Origin of the sequence: Streptomyces sp. NPDC088915, assembly GCF_044749825.1 — a bacterium.
In the GTDB taxonomy this organism is placed as follows: domain Bacteria; phylum Actinomycetota; class Actinomycetes; order Streptomycetales; family Streptomycetaceae; genus Streptomyces.
The window spans coordinates 389,618-407,062 of the sequence record NZ_JBIVIR010000003.1; the positions used below are offsets into that span (position 1 = coordinate 389,618).

General features: G+C 74.7%; 15 protein-coding genes. 11 read left to right on the forward strand and 4 right to left on the reverse strand.

Annotation, left to right across the window (positions count from 1 at the left end; all coding sequences use genetic code 11):
• Positions 1-111: 111 nt before the first annotated feature.
• The 3 genes from ACIP5O_RS08405 (at position 112) to ACIP5O_RS08415 (ending at position 3,303) form a co-directional block, all read left to right on the forward strand.
• Positions 112-957, forward strand: coding sequence for a GNAT family N-acetyltransferase (locus tag ACIP5O_RS08405; RefSeq protein WP_401290052.1), 846 nt, complete (start codon positions 112-114; stop codon positions 955-957).
• Positions 958-985: 28 nt separating this feature from the next.
• Positions 986-1,531 (forward strand): GNAT family N-acetyltransferase, encoded by a 546-nt coding sequence (locus tag ACIP5O_RS08410; RefSeq protein ID WP_401290055.1) that lies wholly within the window; start codon positions 986-988, stop codon positions 1,529-1,531.
• A gap of 71 nt (positions 1,532-1,602) precedes the next feature.
• Positions 1,603-3,303 carry a proline--tRNA ligase gene (locus tag ACIP5O_RS08415; protein ID WP_401290057.1) on the forward strand — a complete coding sequence of 567 codons (1,701 nt, stop codon included), beginning with the start codon at positions 1,603-1,605 and terminating at the stop codon, positions 3,301-3,303.
• A 65-nt stretch (positions 3,304-3,368) separates the two neighbouring features.
• Here the strand turns inward: ACIP5O_RS08415 and ACIP5O_RS08420 are convergent, their stop codons facing one another.
• From ACIP5O_RS08420 to ACIP5O_RS08435, 4 genes are all read right to left on the reverse strand, one after another.
• Complete coding sequence (locus ACIP5O_RS08420) at positions 3,369-4,328, reverse strand: slipin family protein (protein WP_401290060.1); 960 nt, start codon at positions 4,326-4,328, stop codon at positions 3,369-3,371.
• A 148-nt stretch (positions 4,329-4,476) separates the two neighbouring features.
• Positions 4,477-5,376: an aminoglycoside phosphotransferase family protein gene (locus ACIP5O_RS08425; protein ID WP_401290063.1), complete on the reverse strand. Its 900-nt coding sequence runs from the start codon at positions 5,374-5,376 to the stop codon at positions 4,477-4,479.
• 31 nt (positions 5,377-5,407) lie between these two features.
• Positions 5,408-5,824 (reverse strand): DUF4439 domain-containing protein, encoded by a 417-nt coding sequence (locus ACIP5O_RS08430; protein ID WP_401290065.1) that lies wholly within the window; start codon positions 5,822-5,824, stop codon positions 5,408-5,410.
• Complete coding sequence (locus ACIP5O_RS08435) at positions 5,821-6,378, reverse strand: hypothetical protein (protein ID WP_401290068.1); 558 nt, start codon at positions 6,376-6,378, stop codon at positions 5,821-5,823. The genes ACIP5O_RS08430 and ACIP5O_RS08435 overlap by 4 nt, the downstream gene beginning before the upstream one ends.
• A 185-nt stretch (positions 6,379-6,563) precedes the next feature.
• Here ACIP5O_RS08435 and rimP point away from each other — a divergent pair, with 185 nt between their 5' ends.
• The 8 genes from rimP (at position 6,564) to ACIP5O_RS08475 (ending at position 17,419) form a co-directional block, all read left to right on the forward strand.
• Positions 6,564-7,061: a ribosome maturation factor RimP gene (gene rimP, locus ACIP5O_RS08440; protein WP_356547009.1), complete on the forward strand. Its 498-nt coding sequence runs from the start codon at positions 6,564-6,566 to the stop codon at positions 7,059-7,061.
• A gap of 2 nt (positions 7,062-7,063) precedes the next feature.
• Complete coding sequence (gene nusA / locus ACIP5O_RS08445) at positions 7,064-8,056, forward strand: transcription termination factor NusA (protein ID WP_401290071.1); 993 nt, start codon at positions 7,064-7,066, stop codon at positions 8,054-8,056.
• Positions 8,057-8,130: 74 nt separating this feature from the next.
• Positions 8,131-8,412 carry a YlxR family protein gene (locus ACIP5O_RS08450; protein ID WP_401290074.1) on the forward strand — a complete coding sequence of 94 codons (282 nt, stop codon included), beginning with the start codon at positions 8,131-8,133 and terminating at the stop codon, positions 8,410-8,412.
• A 146-nt stretch (positions 8,413-8,558) separates the two neighbouring features.
• The gene (infB, locus tag ACIP5O_RS08455) at positions 8,559-11,675 is read left to right on the forward strand and encodes a translation initiation factor IF-2 (protein WP_401290076.1); all 3,117 of its coding nucleotides are present in this window, start codon (positions 8,559-8,561) and stop codon (positions 11,673-11,675) included.
• A gap of 148 nt (positions 11,676-11,823) precedes the next feature.
• Positions 11,824-12,117: a DUF503 domain-containing protein gene (locus ACIP5O_RS08460; RefSeq protein WP_356547017.1), complete on the forward strand. Its 294-nt coding sequence runs from the start codon at positions 11,824-11,826 to the stop codon at positions 12,115-12,117.
• 29 nt (positions 12,118-12,146) lie between these two features.
• Positions 12,147-12,587, forward strand: a complete 441-nt coding sequence (gene rbfA / locus ACIP5O_RS08465) for a 30S ribosome-binding factor RbfA (protein WP_401290079.1) — start codon at positions 12,147-12,149, stop codon at positions 12,585-12,587.
• Complete coding sequence (gene truB, locus ACIP5O_RS08470) at positions 12,584-13,483, forward strand: tRNA pseudouridine(55) synthase TruB (protein WP_401290082.1); 900 nt, start codon at positions 12,584-12,586, stop codon at positions 13,481-13,483. The genes rbfA and truB overlap by 4 nt, the downstream gene beginning before the upstream one ends.
• 222 nt (positions 13,484-13,705) lie before the next feature.
• A complete protein-coding gene (locus tag ACIP5O_RS08475) occupies positions 13,706-17,419 on the forward strand; it encodes a trypsin-like peptidase domain-containing protein (RefSeq protein WP_401290084.1) in 3,714 nt (1,237 codons plus the stop codon).
• The last annotated feature ends 26 nt before the right edge of the window (positions 17,420-17,445 follow it).

Sequence of the window (17,445 nt, forward strand, 5' to 3'; positions counted from 1 at the left end):
AAGCCCCGCCCCCCGCTCCGGGAGGCGGGGCTTTCCGCCGTCGGAGGCGTGGTCCGGGGCCCTCCGGGTAAAGTGCGTGGAATCAGCGGAACCGCACGGTGAGGCCCCCTCGTGTTGACAGAGACCACCACTCGGGTCCTCGAACCCACCGACCTCGGCGCCGCACTGGCCGTCCTGGAGAGCGCCCCGGTCGAGAACGCGTTCGTGACCGCCCGCGTCCAGCTCGCCGGGCTCGACCCCTGGCGCCTCGGCGGCGAGATGTGGGGCTGGTACGCCGGGGGGCGGCTGCGCTCGCTCTGCTACTCCGGTGCCAACCTGGTCCCGATCTGCGCCACCCCCCAGGCCGTCCGCGCCTTCGCCGACCGGGCCCGCAGGACCGGCCGCCGCTGCTCCTCCATCGTCGGCCCCGCCGGGCCCACCACCGAGCTGTGGCGCCTCCTGGAGCCCAGCTGGGGCCCCGCCAGGGACGTCAGGGCCAACCAGCCCCTGATGGTCGCCGAGGAACCCTCCACCACCGTCGAGCCCGACCCGCTGGTGCGCCGCGTCCGCAAGGACGAGATGGAGACGATCATGCCCGCCTGCGTGGCCATGTTCACCGAGGAGGTCGGCGTCTCCCCGCTCGCCAACGACGGCGGCCTGCTCTACCAGGCCCGGGTCGCCGAACTCGTCGGCGCGGGCCGCTCCTTCGCCCGCATCGAGGACGGCAAGGTCGTCTTCAAGGCCGAGATCGGCGCCGCCACCCGCCAGGCCTGCCAGATCCAGGGCGTCTGGGTCGCCCCCGAGCACCGCGGCAGGGGCCTCTCCGAGACCGGCATGGCCGCCGTCCTGCGCTACGCCCTGGCCGACGTCGCCCCCGTGGCCAGCCTGTACGTCAACGACTACAACACCCCCGCCCGGGCCGCGTACCGCCGCGTCGGCTTCCGGGAGACCGGGGCCTTCACGAGCGTGCTGTTCTGAGGGGCGGGCCGCTTGTAGGGTGCGCCGCATGGATGACGCGGAGATCGTGATCGGGCCGGTCGACCTCGCCGCCCGGGTGGACGAGGCCCTGGCCGTGCAGGCGGTCGCCTTCGGCCTGGACGCCGACGAGGTCGCCGTGCGCCGCCACATCGTGCTGCGCCACCTGCTCAGCCCCGGCGCCCGCGCCTACGGGGCCACCACCCCCGGCGGACGGCTCGTCGGCTTCGTGTACGGGATGCCCAACGACCGCACCCACTGGTGGTCCACCGTCGTCGAGACGTACCTGCGCGCCACCGGCACCGCCGACTGGCTCGACGACTCCTTCACCATCACCGAGCTCCACGTCCACCCCGACTTCCAGGGCCGGGGCGCGGGCCGCGCGCTGATCACCACCATCACCGACACGGCCGACGAGCCGCGCTCGATCCTCTCCGCGATCGACACCGAGAGCCCCGCCCGGGCCCTCTACCGGTTCCTCGGCTACCGGGACCTCGCCCGCCGGGTGCACTTCCCGAGCGCCCCCCGCCCGTACGCCGTGATGGGCGCCCCGCTGCCGCTGCCGCGGGGTAACTGATTTCTCGTCCCCGGGGCCGCCCGGCTAACCTCGGGCCCATCACCCAAAGTCCCGGCAGGAGTACGAGAACCATGGCCAACGCACCGGTCCAGCGCATGTCGAAGTTGATGGCGAAGACGCTGCGCGACGACCCGGCGGACGCCGAGGTCCTCAGCCACAAGCTCCTCGTCCGCGCGGGGTACGTGCGCCGCACCGCCGCCGGCATCTGGAGCTGGCTGCCCCTCGGCAAGAAGGTCCTCTCCAACGTCGAGCGGATCGTCCGCGAGGAGATGGACGCCATCGGCGCCCAGGAGGTCTCCCTGCCGGCCCTGCTGCCCCGCGAGCCCTACGAGGCGACCGGCCGCTGGGACGAGTACGGCGCCGAGCTGTTCCGCCTCCAGGACCGCAAGGGCGGCGACTACCTCCTCGGCCCGACCCACGAGGAGATCTTCACCCTCCTGGTGAAGGACCAGGCGTCCTCCTACAAGGACCTGCCGGTCATCCTCTACCAGATCCAGAACAAGTTCCGCGACGAGGCCCGCCCCCGCGCCGGCATCCTGCGCGGCCGCGAGTTCCTGATGAAGGACTCGTACTCCTTCGACACCGAGGACGAGGGCCTCGCCGAGGCCTACGCCCTGCACCGCCAGGCCTACCGGCGCGTGTTCGAGCGCCTCGGCCTCGACTACCGCATCTGCGCCGCCACGGCGGGCGCGATGGGCGGCTCGAAGTCCGAGGAGTTCCTCGCCCCGGCCGAGGCCGGCGAGGACACCTTCGCCGACTGCCCGAACTGCGACTTCGCCGCCAACACCGAGGCGGTCTCCTTCGCCCTGGAGGCCGTGGACGGCTCCGCCGTGCCCGTCCTCGAGGAGATCCCCACCCCGGACACCCCGACCATCGAGACCCTCGCGGCCTCCCTCGGCGTCCCGGCCTCCGCCACCCTCAAGAACCTCCTGGTGAAGGTCGACGGCGAGATCGTCGCCGTGGGCGTCCCCGGCGACCGCGAGGTCGACCTCGGCAAGGTCGAGGCGCACTTCGCGCCGGCCACCGTCGAGATGGTCACCGAGACCGACTTCGCCGGCCGCCCCGACCTCGTGCGCGGCTACGTCGGACCGCAGGGCCTCGACAAGGTCACCTACATCGCCGACCCCCGCGTCGCGCCGGGCACGGCCTGGATCACGGGCGCCAACAAGGAGCACGTCCACGCGAAGAACGTGGTCGCGGGGCGCGACTTCGAGGCCACCGCGTACGTCGACGTGGTCGTCGTCGAGGAGGGCGACCCCTGCCCGAAGTGCGGCACCGGCCTCAAGCTGGACCGCGCCATCGAGATCGGCCACATCTTCCAGCTCGGCCGCAAGTACGCCGACGCCCTCAAGCTCGACGTCCTCGGCCAGAACGGCAAGCCGGTCCGCGTGACCATGGGCTCGTACGGCATCGGCGTCTCGCGCGCCGTGGCCGCGCTCGCCGAGCAGACCGCCGACGACAAGGGACTGTGCTGGCCCGCCGAGGTCGCCCCGGCCGACGTCCACGTGGTCGCCGCCGGCAAGGCCCTCCAGATCGAGCTGGCCCTGGAGGTCTCCGACAAGCTGTCCGCCGCGGGCCTGCGCGTCCTGGTCGACGACCGCGCGGGCGTCTCCCCGGGCGTCAAGTTCACCGACGCGGAGCTCATCGGCGTCCCGAAGATCCTCGTCGCGGGCCGCCGCTCCGGCGAGGGCGTCGTGGAGCTGAAGGACCGCCGCACGGGCGAGCGCGAGGAGCTGACGGTGGACGAGGCGATCGCCCGCCTGACCGCCTGACCCACTCCGCCGCACGACGGCCCCCGCTCCCCCCTGCGCAGGGGGGAGCGGGGGCCGTCGCCGTGTCAGTCCTCCCGGGGCGCCGGAGCGGGCTCCACCGACGTGCCCGTCAGGTCCTCGATGGCGTCCTCCGCCGCCGCCGTCCGGCTCCACGGGTACGCGCCGGTGTCGGCGTCGGCGTCGGCGTCGGCGTCGTCGATCAGTGGCGGTATCTCCCGCTCCGGGGTCCGGTGCGGCGCGTGCGGCGCCGCGTCCGGCTTGGCGTCCGGGGTCGCGCGTTCCAGGAAGCGGAGCAGCTCCACCGGGAAGGGCAGCACCAGCGTGGAGTTCTTCTCGGCGGCCACCGCCACCACCGTCTGCAGCAGCCGCAACTGGAGCGCCGCCGGCTGGTCGGACATCACCGCCGCCGCCTCGGACAGCTTCTTCGACGCCTGGAGCTCCGCGTCCGCGTTGATCACCCGCGCCCGCCGCTCCCGGTCCGCCTCCGCCTGCCGGGCCATCGACCGCTTCATGGTCTCCGGCAGCGACACGTCCTTGATCTCGACCCGGTCGATGGCGACGCCCCACCCCAACGCCGGACTGTCGAGCATCAGCTCCAGGCCCTGGTTGAGCTTCTCCCGGTTGGACAGCAGGTCGTCGAGGTCGCTCTTGCCGATGATCGACCGCAGCGAGGTCTGCGCCATCTGCGAGACCGCGAACCGGTAGTCCTCCACCCGCACGAGCGCGTCCGCCGGGTCGACCACCTTGAAGTACACGACCGCGTCCACCCGGACCGTCACGTTGTCCCGGGTGATGCCCTCCTGCGCGGGCACCGGCATCGTGACGATCTGCATGTTCACCTTGTGCAGCCGGTCGACCACGGGGACGATCATGGTGAACCCGGGGGAGCGCACCTGGCCGCGCAGCCGGCCGAAGCGGAAGACGACCCCGCGCTCGTACTGCTTGACCACCCGCGCCGCCGCGCCCGCGTACACCGCGGCCGCCGCGCCCGCGCCGGCCACCGCCATCAGCAGCTCTTCGATCATCACGGCCCCCTGGAGTCGGGCCGGACGTCGAGGCCCGGCCGCCCGGCGAACGGTACAAAAAGGGTATTCCCCTCCAGTCCGCCCGCGAACTCGGGCCGACCGGCGAACCACGGCCGACCGGCGAACCGGGACCGGCCCGCGGCGCGGCCTACAGCCAGCCCGCGAACTCCAGGAGCAGCTCCGCGTCCTGCCGCCGCCCCGCCGTCAGCGCCCGCGTCCCCGACTCCACCGCGCGGAACAGGGTCCAGCCCCGCAGCCGCTCCCGGTCCACGTCGAGCGAGTCCGCCAGCTTGTTCACCCGCCGCCGGGCCGCCGAGGCGCCCGCCGAGGCCGCCACCAGGTCCTCCACCCGGTCCCGCACCAGCCGGGCCAGGTCGTAGGCCCGCTCGCCGACCAGCGGCTCGGGTCCCACGGCCAGCCAGGGCGCCCGGTCGCCGGCCAGGACCTTGCCCTGCCGGAAGTTGCCGTGCAGGAGCACCGTCTCGGCCTCCCCAGCCACCAGCTCCTCGCGCGCCGCCAGCGCCGCCGCCGTCAGTTCGCCGACGGTCGCGTCCGCGCGGTAGCGGTCCATCGCCTCCGCCTGCCGGGCCGTCCGCCCGGCCACCGACTCGAAGCCGTGCTCCGCCGGGGGCTCGACCCACAGCTTCCGCACGGTCCCGGCCGCCTCCAGGAGCGCCTTCGCCTCCGGCAGGGAACGCAGGGACACCTCGGGGTGGAGCCGTTCGAGCAGGATCCCCCCTTCGTCCGCCCCTTCGAGCAGCCGCACCGCGCCCCAGCCGTTCCAGTGGGCGAGCGCCTCCCGCTCCCGGTCCGGCCGGGCGAACGGCGGCGCCACCTTGAGCGCGGCGGGGGAGCCGTCGGACCGCCGGACGAGCACCACCAGGCTGCTCCGCCCGCCGGGGGCCATCACCCGCTCGGCGTCCAGGGAGCCCCGGTCGAGCGCGGTCCGCGTCCGCTCCGGCAGCTCCCCGAGCCACTCGGCCGCGACGGTCTCCCCGTACGTCTCGCCGAGCACCCGGACGAGTCGCTGCGGCGGTTCGAAAGCCATGCGTACGTTGTTCCTTCGGTCGGGGCGGGGCTCAGGCCCGCTCGGCGAGCCCAGGAAAGGTTACGTCCCCGCCGCGCCAGCGCACGGCGCGTACCGCCGCCTCCCTGAGCGCGGCGGCCGCCTCCCGCCGGGCCGGGCCCCCGGTGGCCCGGACCAGATCGGAGTAGACGCCCGCCACCCGGTCCTCCAGGACGGCGGCGAGCCGCACCGCGCCCGCCGGATCCGCCACCCGGAACGGCAGCTCGTACGCGGCCGCCGCCACCACCGGCGCTCCGCCGAGGTCCCGCACCGCCCGGCGCAGCACCTCCCGGCGGGCCCGGTGGGCCTCGTACGCGGCCGTGGCCTCCGCCCGGCGCTCCGCACCGATCCGGCCGCCGACGACCCCGTACCCGTACACGGCCGCGTGCTCGGCGGCCAGCGCGGCCTGGGTGGCGTCGAGGGCGCTCATGCCCGGGCTCCTTCGGTCAGCAGATAGGCGTGGACGGCCCCCGAGGCCGCCACCGAGGCGAGCAGCCGGGCGTACTCGGGCGGGGCGGCGAGCAGCGCGTCCGCGTGTCCGTCGGAGGCGGTCCGCTCGGCCGCCGCCAGCTCCCGGAGGGCCGTCCCGGGGTCGGTCGCGACCGGTACGGGCGCGGGGGAGGCCGTCGTGGGGCGCGCGGAGGCGGAGGGCGTCGGGGAGGCCGCGGCGGGCTTCGGCGTGCCCGTGCCGCCCTCACCGAGGGCCCGCGCGTGCGCCGCCACGGAGCGCCGCAGCGGGGTCAGCCGGGGCGCCAGGGCGGGGTGCGCGGCGAGCACCGCGTCGTAGCGTTCGAGGAGTCCGCGCGCGGCCGTCACCGAGCGTGCCCGCAGCGCCGCCTCGGCGCGCGCCGCCCGTTCGGCCTCCCGCTCGGCGGCGCCCGGCCGCCGGGGGCCGTCCCCGGCGGAGGAGGTGCAGCCCACCAGGGCCGTCGCCCCCGCGGCAGCCCCCGCCGCGAGGAGCGCGCGTCTGCCCGTCGTCGTCACGCCATCTCCCTCGGCCGTCGTCCGCAGTCGAAGATCCGTCCGCACCGGAAGATCGTTCGGATCACCGCAGGCGAGCGTACCCGCGGGGCCCGGGGCGGTGGACGGCAACACCCTCCCGGACCGGATACCCTTTGGTCTGACACGCGACGACACACAACAGCACACGCGGCCGAGGAGTCACCCGGATGAGCACCACCCAGAGCGACAGGCTGCGCGGACTCGTCGAGCCGCTCGTCCGCGCGAAGGACCTGGATCTGGAAGAGATCGAGGTGTCCCGGGCGGGCCGCCGCGGACTGCTGCGGATCGTCGTCGACTCGGACGAGGGCGTGGAGCTGGACGCCTGCGCCGAGCTGAGCCGCGCGATCTCCGAGAAGCTGGACGAGACCGACGCGATGGGCGAGGGCGAGTACGTCCTCGAAGTCAGCTCCCCCGGCGCCGACCGCCCCCTCACCGAGCACCGCCACTACGTGCGCGCCACCGGCCGGCTCGTCCGGCTCCAGCTGGCCGACGCGGGAGAGCTGGTCGCCCGGATCCTCGCCGTGGACGAGGACGGCCTCGACCTCGAAGTGCCGGGCGTGAAGGGGCGTAAGCCCACCGCCCGCAGGATCGGGTTCGCCGACATCTCCAAGGCGCGTGTCGAGATCGAGTTCAACCGCAAGGACAAGAAGGAAGAGGAGGCGTAGCCGTGGACATCGACGTGAAGCTTCTCAAGGGCTTGGCGCATGAGAAGGAGATCTCCTTCGACCTGCTGGTCGAGGCGATCGAGTCGGCCCTCCTCATCGCGTACCACCGCACCCCCGACGCCCGCCGTCACGCGCGCGTGGAGCTGGACCGGCAGACCGGCCACGTGACCGTGTGGGCCAAGGAGGACCCCTCCGACCTGGAGGAGGGCCAGGAGCCCAAGGACTTCGACGACACCCCCTCGGACTTCGGCCGGATCGCGGCGAGCACCGCCCGCCAGGTCATCCAGCAGCGGCTGCGGGACGCCGAGAACGACGTGACCTTCGGCGAGTACGCGCGCCGCGAGGGCGATGTCGTCGCCGGTGTGGTCCAGCAGGGCAAGGACCCGAAGAACGTCCTGGTCAGGCTGGACGACAAGCTGGAGGCCATCCTCCCGGTCCAGGAGCAGGTGCCGGGCGAGGAGTACACCCACGGCCTGCGCCTGCGGACGTACGTCGTCCGGGTCGCCAAGGGCGTCCGCGGTCCCTCCGTCACCCTTTCGCGCACCCACCCCAACCTGGTGAAGAAGCTCTTCGCCCTGGAGGTGCCGGAGATCGCGGACGGTTCGGTCGAGATCTCGGCCATCGCCCGCGAGGCCGGCCACCGCACCAAGATCGCCGTCCGCGCCACCCGTTCGGGCCTGAACCCCAAGGGCGCCTGCATCGGCCCGATGGGCAGCCGCGTCCGCAACGTGATGGCGGAGCTGCTCGGCGAGAAGATCGACATCGTCGACTGGTCGGACGACCCGGCCGAGATGGTGGCGAACGCGCTCTCCCCGGCCCGGGTCTCCAAGGTCGAGATCGTCGACCTGGCCGCCCGTTCGGCCCGGGTGACGGTGCCGGACTACCAGCTCTCCCTGGCGATCGGCAAGGAGGGGCAGAACGCCCGCCTCGCCGCCCGCCTCACCGGCTGGCGCATCGACATCCGTCCGGACACGGAGCAGGCCGAGCAGGCCTGAGACCGTTTTTGGCCAACGACTGTTCGATTCTTGCCCCGAACGGGCGGGGTCGGTACGGGGAGGTAGACTTAATCGTGTCTGGCCGGACGCACGCCCGCGTGTGCCCTGAGCGAACCTGCGTGGGATGCCGGGAGCGAGCGGCCAAGAGCGATCTGCTGCGGATCGTGGTGACCGAGGACGAGTGCGTCCCGGATCATCGCGGTACGCTGCCCGGTCGGGGTGCGTACCTGCACCCCGCCGTGGTCTGTCTCGACCTGGCGGTCCGCCGCCGAGCGTTCCCCAGGGCCTTCAGGGTCCAGGGCCCGCTCGACACCGCGGCGCTCCGCCACCACGTCGAGCGATCGGCACAGCAGTGAAGAAGTACGGCACGGAACACCGTGCGGTCAGGTACCTCGCGAGTTGGAAGTAGGTCGAGATTGCGATGAGCACTCGATGAGTACGCGATGAGTACGCCCATGAAGTAGCGACGGTCCGGCGGTAATCCGGACCTCAAAGGAGCGAAGTGGCTAAGGTCCGGGTATACGAACTCGCCAAGGAGTTCGGTGTGGAGAGCAAGGTCGTCATGGCCAAGCTCCAAGAACTCGGTGAATTCGTCCGTTCGGCGTCCTCGACGATCGAGGCGCCGGTCGTGCGCAAGTTGACTGACGCTTTGCAGGGTCCCGGCGGCAACGCCGGCAAGACCGCTGCCAAGCCCGGCGCGCCCCGCAAGGCGACGCCCACCCCCGCCGCGCCGAAGCCGGCGCAGGCATCCCCCGCGCCGTCCCCGGCGCAGGCCGGGGGCACCTCCCACGCCGTCAAGGCAGTGGGGGACCGTCCGGCTGCCCCGAAGCCTGGCGCGCCCACCCCGGCGCCCAAGCCCGCGGCCGCGGAGAAGCCCTCGACGCCGGCCGCCCCCGGCCCGCGTCCGACCCCGGGTCCGAAGCCCGCGGCCGCGCCGAAGCCGGCGCCGGCCTCCCCGGCTCCGACCACCCCGGAGTTCACCGCGCCTCCGGCGGCCCCCGCCGCCGGTCAGCAGCGTCCCGCCGGCGCGACCCCGGGCCCCCGCCCGGCCGCCCGTCCGGGCCAGCAGGCGTCCCGCCCGCAGGGCCAGGGCGCGCCGCGCCCCGGCGGCCAGCAGGCCCCCCGTCCGGGCGGTGCCCGTCCGGCCGGTCCCCGTCCGGGCAACAACCCGTTCACCTCGGGCGGCTCCACCGGCATGGCGCGCCCGCAGGCGCCCCGTCCCGGTGGCGGTGCCCCGCGTCCCGGCGGCCCCGGTGCCGTTCCGGGCGCCCCGCGTCCGCAGGGCGGCCCCGGCGGCGCCCCGCGCCCGCAGGGTCAGGGCGGTGCCCGTCCCACTCCGGGCGGCATGCCCCGTCCGCAGGCTCCCCGTCCGGGCGGCGCGCCCGGCGGCAACCGTCCGAACCCGGGCATGATGCCGCAGCGTCCCGCTGCCGGCCCGCGTCCCGGCCCCGGCGGCCGTGGTCCCGGTGGCCCCGGCGGCCGTCCGGGCGGTCCCGGCGGTGGCGGCGGCGGTCGTCCCGGCTTCGCCGGTCGTCCGGCCGGTCCCGGCGGTGGCGGCGGCGGCTTCGCCGGCCGTCCCGGTGGTCCCGGTGGCGGCGGCGGTCGTCCGGGTGGTCCCGGCGGTGGCGGCGGCTTCGGCGGTCGTCCCGGCGGCTTCGGCGGTCGTCCCGGTGGTCCCGGTGGCCGTGGTGGCACGCAGGGCGCCTTCGGCCGTCCCGGCGGTCCCGCGCGTCGCGGTCGCAAGTCGAAGCGTCAGAGGCGCCAGGAGTACGAGGCCATGCAGGCCCCGTCCGTGGGCGGCGTGATGCTTCCCCGCGGTGGCGGCGAGGTCATTCGCCTGTCGCGCGGTGCGTCCCTCACCGACTTCGCCGAGAAGATCGGCGCCAACCCGGCGTCGCTCGTCGCGGTGATGATGAACCTCGGCGAGATGGTCACGGCCACGCAGTCGGTCTCCGACGACACGCTGCAGATGCTCGGTGACGAGATGAACTACACCGTTCAGATCGTCAGCCCCGAGGAGGAGGACCGCGAGCTCCTCGAGTCCTTCGACATCGAGTTCGGCGAGGACGAGGGCGGCGAAGAGGCCCTGGTCTCCCGTCCGCCGGTCGTCACCGTCATGGGTCACGTCGACCACGGAAAGACCCGACTGCTCGACGCGATCCGCAAGACGAACGTCGTCGCGGGCGAGGCCGGTGGCATCACCCAGCACATCGGTGCCTACCAGGTGGGCACCGAGGTCAACGGCGAAGAGCGTCGCATCACCTTCATCGACACCCCGGGTCACGAGGCGTTCACCGCCATGCGTGCCCGTGGTGCGAAGTCGACCGACATCGCGATCCTCGTGGTCGCGGCCAACGACGGCGTCATGCCGCAGACGATCGAGGCGCTCAACCACGCCAAGGCCGCCGGCGTCCCGATCGTCGTCGCGGTCAACAAGATCGACGTCGAGGGCGCGGACCCGACCAAGGTGCGCGGTCAGCTCACCGAGTTCGGTCTGGTGGCCGAGGAGTACGGCGGCGACACGATGTTCGTCGACATCTCCGCCAAGCAGGGTCTGCACATCGACTCCCTGCTCGAGGCCGTGGTCCTCACCGCCGACGCCTCGCTCGACCTGCGGGCCAACCCGAACCAGGACGCGCAGGGCATCGCGATCGAGTCCCACCTCGACCGCGGTCGCGGCGCCGTCTCGACCGTCCTGGTCCAGCGCGGAACGCTGCGCATCGGCGACACCGTGGTGGTCGGCGACGCGTACGGCCGCGTCCGGGCGATGCTCGACGACAAGGGCAACAACGTCGAGGAGGCGACCCCGTCGACTCCCGTCCTGGTGCTCGGTCTCACCAACGTGCCGGGTGCCGGCGACAACCTCCTGGTGGTCGACGAGGACCGTACGGCGCGTCAGATCGCCGAGAAGCGCGCTGCGCGTGAGCGCAACGCCGCCTTCGCCAAGCGCGTCCGCCGGGTGTCCCTGGAGGACCTCGACAAGGTGCTCAAGGCCGGTCTGGTCCAGGAACTCAACCTCATCATCAAGGGCGACGCGTCCGGTGCGGTCGAGGCCCTCGAAGCCTCGCTGCTCCAGCTCGACGTCGGCGAAGAGGTCGACATCCGCGTCCTGCACCGCGGTGTGGGTGCGGTCACGGAGTCGGACATCGACCTGGCCATGGGCTCCGACGCCATCGTCATCGGCTACAACGTCCGTGCGGCCGGCCGTGCCGCGCAGATGGCGGAGCGCGAGGGCGTCGACGTCCGGTACTACTCGGTCATCTACCAGGCGATCGAGGAGATCGAGGCGGCGCTCAAGGGCCTCCTCAAGCCGGAGTACGAAGAGGTCGAGCTCGGCACGGCGGAGATCCGCGAGGTCTTCCGCTCGTCCAAGCTGGGCAACATCGCCGGTGTCCTCATCCGCTCGGGCGAGGTCAAGCGCAACACCAAGGCGCGCCTCGTCCGCGACGGCAAGGTCATCGCCGAGGACCTCACGATCCACGGTCTGCGCCGCTTCAAGGACGACGTCACCGAGATCCGCGAAGGCTTCGAGGGTGGTATCAACCTCGGAAACTTCAACGACATCAAGATCGACGACGTCATCGCGACGTACGAGATGCGCGAGAAGCCGCGCGCCTGATCGCGTCCGATCGCAGCAGTGAGCAGGGGCCGGTCGGCGGAACTTATTCCGTCGATCGGCCCCGGCCGTTGCGTGTACGGTTCCTGGTGTACCCGCCCTGTGGTGGGCGGGGCCACTGACCCCGAACCGGCGGGACATCCGGACGCACATGTACGTGGGGACACTGTCCTTCGATCTGCTCCTGGGCGACGTACGGTCGCTGAAGGAGAAGCGCTCCGTCGTCAGGCCGATCGTCGCCGAGCTCCAGCGCAAGTTCGCGGTGAGCGTGGCGGAGGTCGGCGGCCAGGACCTCCACCGGCGGGCCGAGATCGGCGTCGCGATGGTGACGGGGGACCCGGGACACCTCAGCGACGTGCTGGACCGGTGCGAGCGGCTCGTCGCCGCCCGGCCGGAGGTGGAGCTGCTGTCGGTGCGCCGCAGGCTCCACACTGATGAAGACTGATTGAGCAAGGCGAAGAAGGAGAAGGACCAGTGGCCGACAACGCGCGGGCGAAGAAGCTGGCGGACCTCATCCGGGAGGTGGTCGCCGAGAAGCTGCAGCGCGGCATCAAGGACCCCCGCCTGGGTACGCACGTGACCATCACGGACACCCGCGTCACCGGTGACCTGCGGGAGGCCACGGTCTTCTACACGGTCTACGGCGACGACGAGGAGCGCGCGAGCGCCGCGGCCGGTCTGGAGAGCGCCAAGGGCGTCCTCCGTTCGGCCGTGGGCCGGGCGGCGGGGACCAAGTTCACCCCGACGCTGGCCTTCGTGGCCGACGCCCTCCCGGAGAACGCCCGCACCATCGAGGACCTCCTCGACAAGGCGCGGGCCTCCGACGCCCAGGTGCGGGAGGCGTCCTCGGGCGCCGGCTTCGCGGGCGACGCCGATCCCTACAAGAAGCCGGGCGAGGACGACACCGCCGAATGAGCGACACGACCCCCACGCCCGACGGCCTCGTCATCGTCGACAAGCCGTCGGGCTTCACTTCGCACGACGTCGTGGCCAAGATGCGCGGGATCGCGAAGACCCGCCGCGTCGGCCACGCCGGAACGCTCGACCCCATGGCCACGGGCGTCCTCGTCCTCGGCGTGGAGCGGGCGACCAAGCTCCTCGGTCACCTCGCGCTGACCGAGAAGGAGTACCTGGGCACCATCCGCCTGGGCCAGAGCACGGTCACGGACGACGCCGAGGGCGAGATCACGGCGTCGGTCGACACGTCGGAGGTCACCCGCGAGCAGATCGACGCCGGTGTGGCGGAGCTGACCGGCGCCATCATGCAGGTGCCGTCGAAGGTCTCCGCGATCAAGATCGACGGCAAGCGGTCGTACGCGCGCGTGCGCGGCGGCGAGGAGTTCGAGATCCCGGCCCGCCCGGTCACCGTCTCCTCCTTCCGGGTGTACGACGTCCGCGAGGCCGTCGCCGAGGACGGCACCCCCGTGGTCGACCTGGTCGTCTCGGTGGTCTGCTCCTCCGGCACGTACATCCGGGCGCTCGCCCGGGACCTCGGCGCCGGGCTCGGCGTGGGCGGCCATCTGACCGCGCTGCGCCGCACCCGCGTCGGCCCGTACAAGCTGGACTCGGCCAGGACCCTGGAGCAGCTCCAGGAGGAGCTGACGGTCATGCCGGTCGCGGACGCGGCCGCGGCGGCGTTCCCGCGCTGGGACGTCGACGAGAAGCGGGCCCGGCTGCTGCTCAACGGCGTCCGCCTGGAGATGCCGGATTACCCGAAGGGCCCCGTCGCGGTCTTCGGACCGGAGGGGAAGCTGCTCGCCCTGGTCGAGGACCAGCGGGGCAAGGCGAAGAGCCTCGCCGTCTTCGGCTGACGAGCCGATGAGCTGATGAGCTGACGGACCTCGGGCTCATGAGTGGGGCGGGTACGCGCGCGCGTACCCGCCCCACTCTCGTTCCCCCACGGGACCCTTGTCCGCGGAAGTCACGGAAATTCACTCCACCGGGGAGGCGCTCGGAGTGAACGGGGGAGTGAGAGGGGGCGCGTTCCCCCGCGCGCGCCGTCGTGTGATCACGGGCCGCCTACCGTCGTCACCATGGGACGCGGGGACCTGGCGACGCTGGTGCGGATCTGCGATCCGGCGGGCCGGACGCGCGGCACCGGCTTCCTCGCCGACCACCACGGGACGGTCGTCACCAGCCACGAGGCCGTCGACGGGCTCAGCCGCGTCCTGCTGCGCGCCCCCGGCGACCGGAGCTGGCTCGCCGAGGCCGGGGCCGTCACCCCCCTGCCCGAGAGCGGGCTCGCCCTCGTCCGCAGCGAAGGGCTCGGCGTCCGCCCCCTGCCGCTCGCCACCCGCCCCGAGATCGAGCCCGGCACCTACGTCCGGATCGAGGCCCACGGCTGGCGCGAGGCGCGCGTCCTCGGCCCCGCCGCCGTCACGTACACCGCCGCCGACCGCTTCCACGACCTCGACGAGGCCCTCGCACTCGCCATCGGCACCGAGGGCGCCGAGGCGCTCCGCCGCGACGGCCGGGCCGCGGGGAGCCCCGTCCTCGACACCGCCACCGGCGCCGTCCTCGCCGTCCTCGGCACCGCCCTCCACGGCGGCCGCCGGGCCGCCGGATACGCCGTCCCGCTCCGGCCCGACGGCCCGCTCACCGCCCTGCTGCGGCGCAACGCCGCCACCGTCCCCGCCTACGGCCCCGACCTCAACCTCGCCGGGATCCTCGAACTCACCGCCACCTCCACCGGCCCCGCACGGGACCCCGGGCCCTGGCCCGAGCCCGTCGAGCGCGCCGACCGCGCCCGCGAACTCGACCGCTTCACCGCCGGGGACGCCCCCGTCCTCGCCCTGGTCGGCGCCCCCGGCACCGGCCGCACCACCGCCCTCGCCGCGCTCTGCGCCCGCCGCGCCCGGGGCGAGGCCCCGGCCCCCACCGTCCGGCTGCGCGGCGCCGACCTGCACGCCGAGGACCGCTCCCTCGCCGACGCCGTCGGCCGCGCCCTGGACCGGGCCGGCCGCATCGTCGCCGCCTCCGGCGCCCTCGGCGACACCAGCACCGCCACCCCCGAGCGGGCCGCCGCCCTCGCCCGCGAGGCCGGCCGGCCGCTCCTCGTCGTCCTCGACGGCCCCGAGGAGATGCCTCCGCTCCTCGCCCACCGGCTCCCCGCCTGGACCGCGGCCACCGAACGGTGGCTCCGCGCCCACGGGGTCCGGCTCGCCACCGCCTGCCGCCCCGAGCACTGGGAGCGGGCGGGCGCCCTCTACGGCCCGGACGCCCTGCACCGCCCCGCGACCGGGGACGACGGAAGCGGGGGCGACGGAAGCGGGGACGACGGAAGCGGGGGCGGTGGGGCCGGGGACGGCGGGGCCGGGCTCCCCCCGGCCGTCGCCCTCGGCCCGTACACCGAGGCGGAGGCCCGGGCCGTGCGCGAGGGGTACGGGCTCCGCGAGACGGACCTCGCCGAGGCGGACGCCCGGCACCCGCTCGCCCTGCGGCTGCTCGCCGAGGTCCGGGCCGCGCTGCCCGGAGAAGTGCCGGGGCGGCCCTGCCGCGAGGAGGTCTTCACCGCCCACCTCGACCTGGTGTGCCTGCGGACCGCCGTCCGGATCGCCGCCGGGACCCTCCCCCCGGTCCGGGGGACCGCCGTCCGCCGGCTCGCCGCGCGCGTGACCGGCCGGGTCCACGAGGCGGCCCGCCGGTGCCTCGGCCCCGGCCACGGCGTCCTCGACCGGGCCTCCTTCGAGGAGCTGTTCCCCTGGCGGGAGGGCTGGGCCCCGGCCGTCCTCACCGAGGGCCTCCTCGTCCCGGCGGGCTCCGGCTACCGCTTCGCCCACGAGGAGTTCGCCGACTGGCTCCAGGCCGCCCACCTCGACCTGGACACGGCCCTGCACGCCCTGGTCCACGCCCATCTCGCCCACCACGCCTCCGACGGGGACCCGGCGCCGAAGACTCCGGAGACCTCCGGCCGAGGGACCGGCCCGGCCGCCCCCGGCCGCGAGGGCGCGGGTGTCCCGCGCCCCGGGGGACCGGACGCCCCGGGGCCTTCGGCGGGGCCGGACGCCCCCGGCCGTACGGGCCCGAACGCCCCGTCCCCCGCCCGAGCGGCCCGCCCCGGGTCCGCCGTGCCCCGGCCCCGGGCCGCCGGTGGCCCGCAGGCGCCCGACGGGCCGCCGCCCGTGCCCCGGCACCGGATCGGGCCCGTGCTCCAGGCCCTGCTGCTCGCGGGCCGGGAGCGCGGGGCGGGCGGGCTCGGGCAGCGGCTCGGCGGGCTCGTGGAGGCGCTCGGGCGGTTCGCGGACGCCGGGGAGGACGACGGGGACGGGGCCTGGTGGGCCGCGCGGCTGCTCGGAGAGGGCCTGCGGCGGGCGCCGGACCCCCGCGCCCACCTGCCCGTCCTGCGGCTGCTCGCCGACCGGATCGGCGCCCGCCCGGGGCGGCCCCCCGCCTTCGCCGCCTTCGGGCCGGAGTTCTGGCGGGGCCTCGCGGTCGGCGAGGACGAGCGCATGGACCTGCTGCGGCGGCTCGTCACCGCCGACCCGCCGGGCGAGGACCGCTGGTCCCGTACGGTCGCGGAGCTGCTCGCCGCCGACCCCCGGGGCGTCCAGCCGCTCCTGTGCCGCTGGTTCGGCGACGCGCGGCCCCTGCCCGCCGCCCCGCACGCCACCGTCGCCACCGCCGCCCGGGCCCTCCTGCACGCCCACCGGCACCTCGCCGTCGACGACCTGTGCGAGGCGCTCGTCGCCACCGCCCACCCCCTCGCCGAAGACCTCCTCGCCACCCTCGCCCGGGACGAGACCTCCGCCCTCTGCCGGGCCGTCGACCGCTGGGCCCACGACGACGGGCGCCCGGAGCGGCGCGCCGCGGCCGCCGCGTACGGACGCCCGGCCGCCGACCGCGCCACCCTCCCCGCCGACCGCGAACTCCTGCGCTACGCCGCCCTCGCCCTCCTCGCCCGCCCCGCCGACCGGGACCTGCACGGCGCCGCCCTCGGCCTCCTGATCCGCGACCCCGAGACCCGCGCCCGCCACCTGCCCCGCGCCGCCACCGAGCCCGGCGTCCCCCTCGACGCCCTCGTCGACGCCCTCGCCACCCACCCCGGGGAGGTCCTCGACGCCCTCCGGTTCCGGCTCGACGCCACCGGCGAGGACCCGGCCGCCGTCCTGGGGGCCCTCGCCGGGATCGACACGCCCGCCCTCGCCCGCCGCGCCGCCGTCCTCGTCCGCGACCAGGCCCTCCTCCACCCCGGCAGCGCCCCGCACGTGGCCGCCTTCACGGACCGGCGCCTCGAAGCCGGACCCGAGGCGAGGGCCGTACTGTTCCCCCTGGTCACCGGCCTGATCCGGAGCGGGCCCGTGGCACTCCGCCGCGCCCTCGCCCCCGTGCTCGCCGCCCCCGGCACCGGCGCCTCCCGCCACCTGCGGGCCGAACTGCTCGACGTACTCCTGGAACACGAGCGGCACCGGGCCGACCCCGGGGAGCTCTCCGTCCCGGAGGCCCTCGTGACCGCCGCCGCCGAGGACGCGGAGCGGCGCAGCGAGCCCCGCACCCGGCAGCTCACCCACCGGGCCGGACTGCTGTGCGTCCGCACCCCCGAGGGCGCCGCGCGGCTCGACCGGCTCCTCGCCGCCCTCGTCCACGAGCGGCCCGTCTTCACCGACCTCCTCGGCGGCTGGATCGTCGCCGCCCCCGGCGACTGGGCCCCGCTGCTCGGCATCGAGGCCCTCGACGCGCTGCGCCGCCCCGGCACTTCCATGCCGATGCGTGCCGACGGGCGTGGGCATGGCAGTCTTAGACCTGCGTAATCGGCGAACAGGCGGACGAGGAGCGG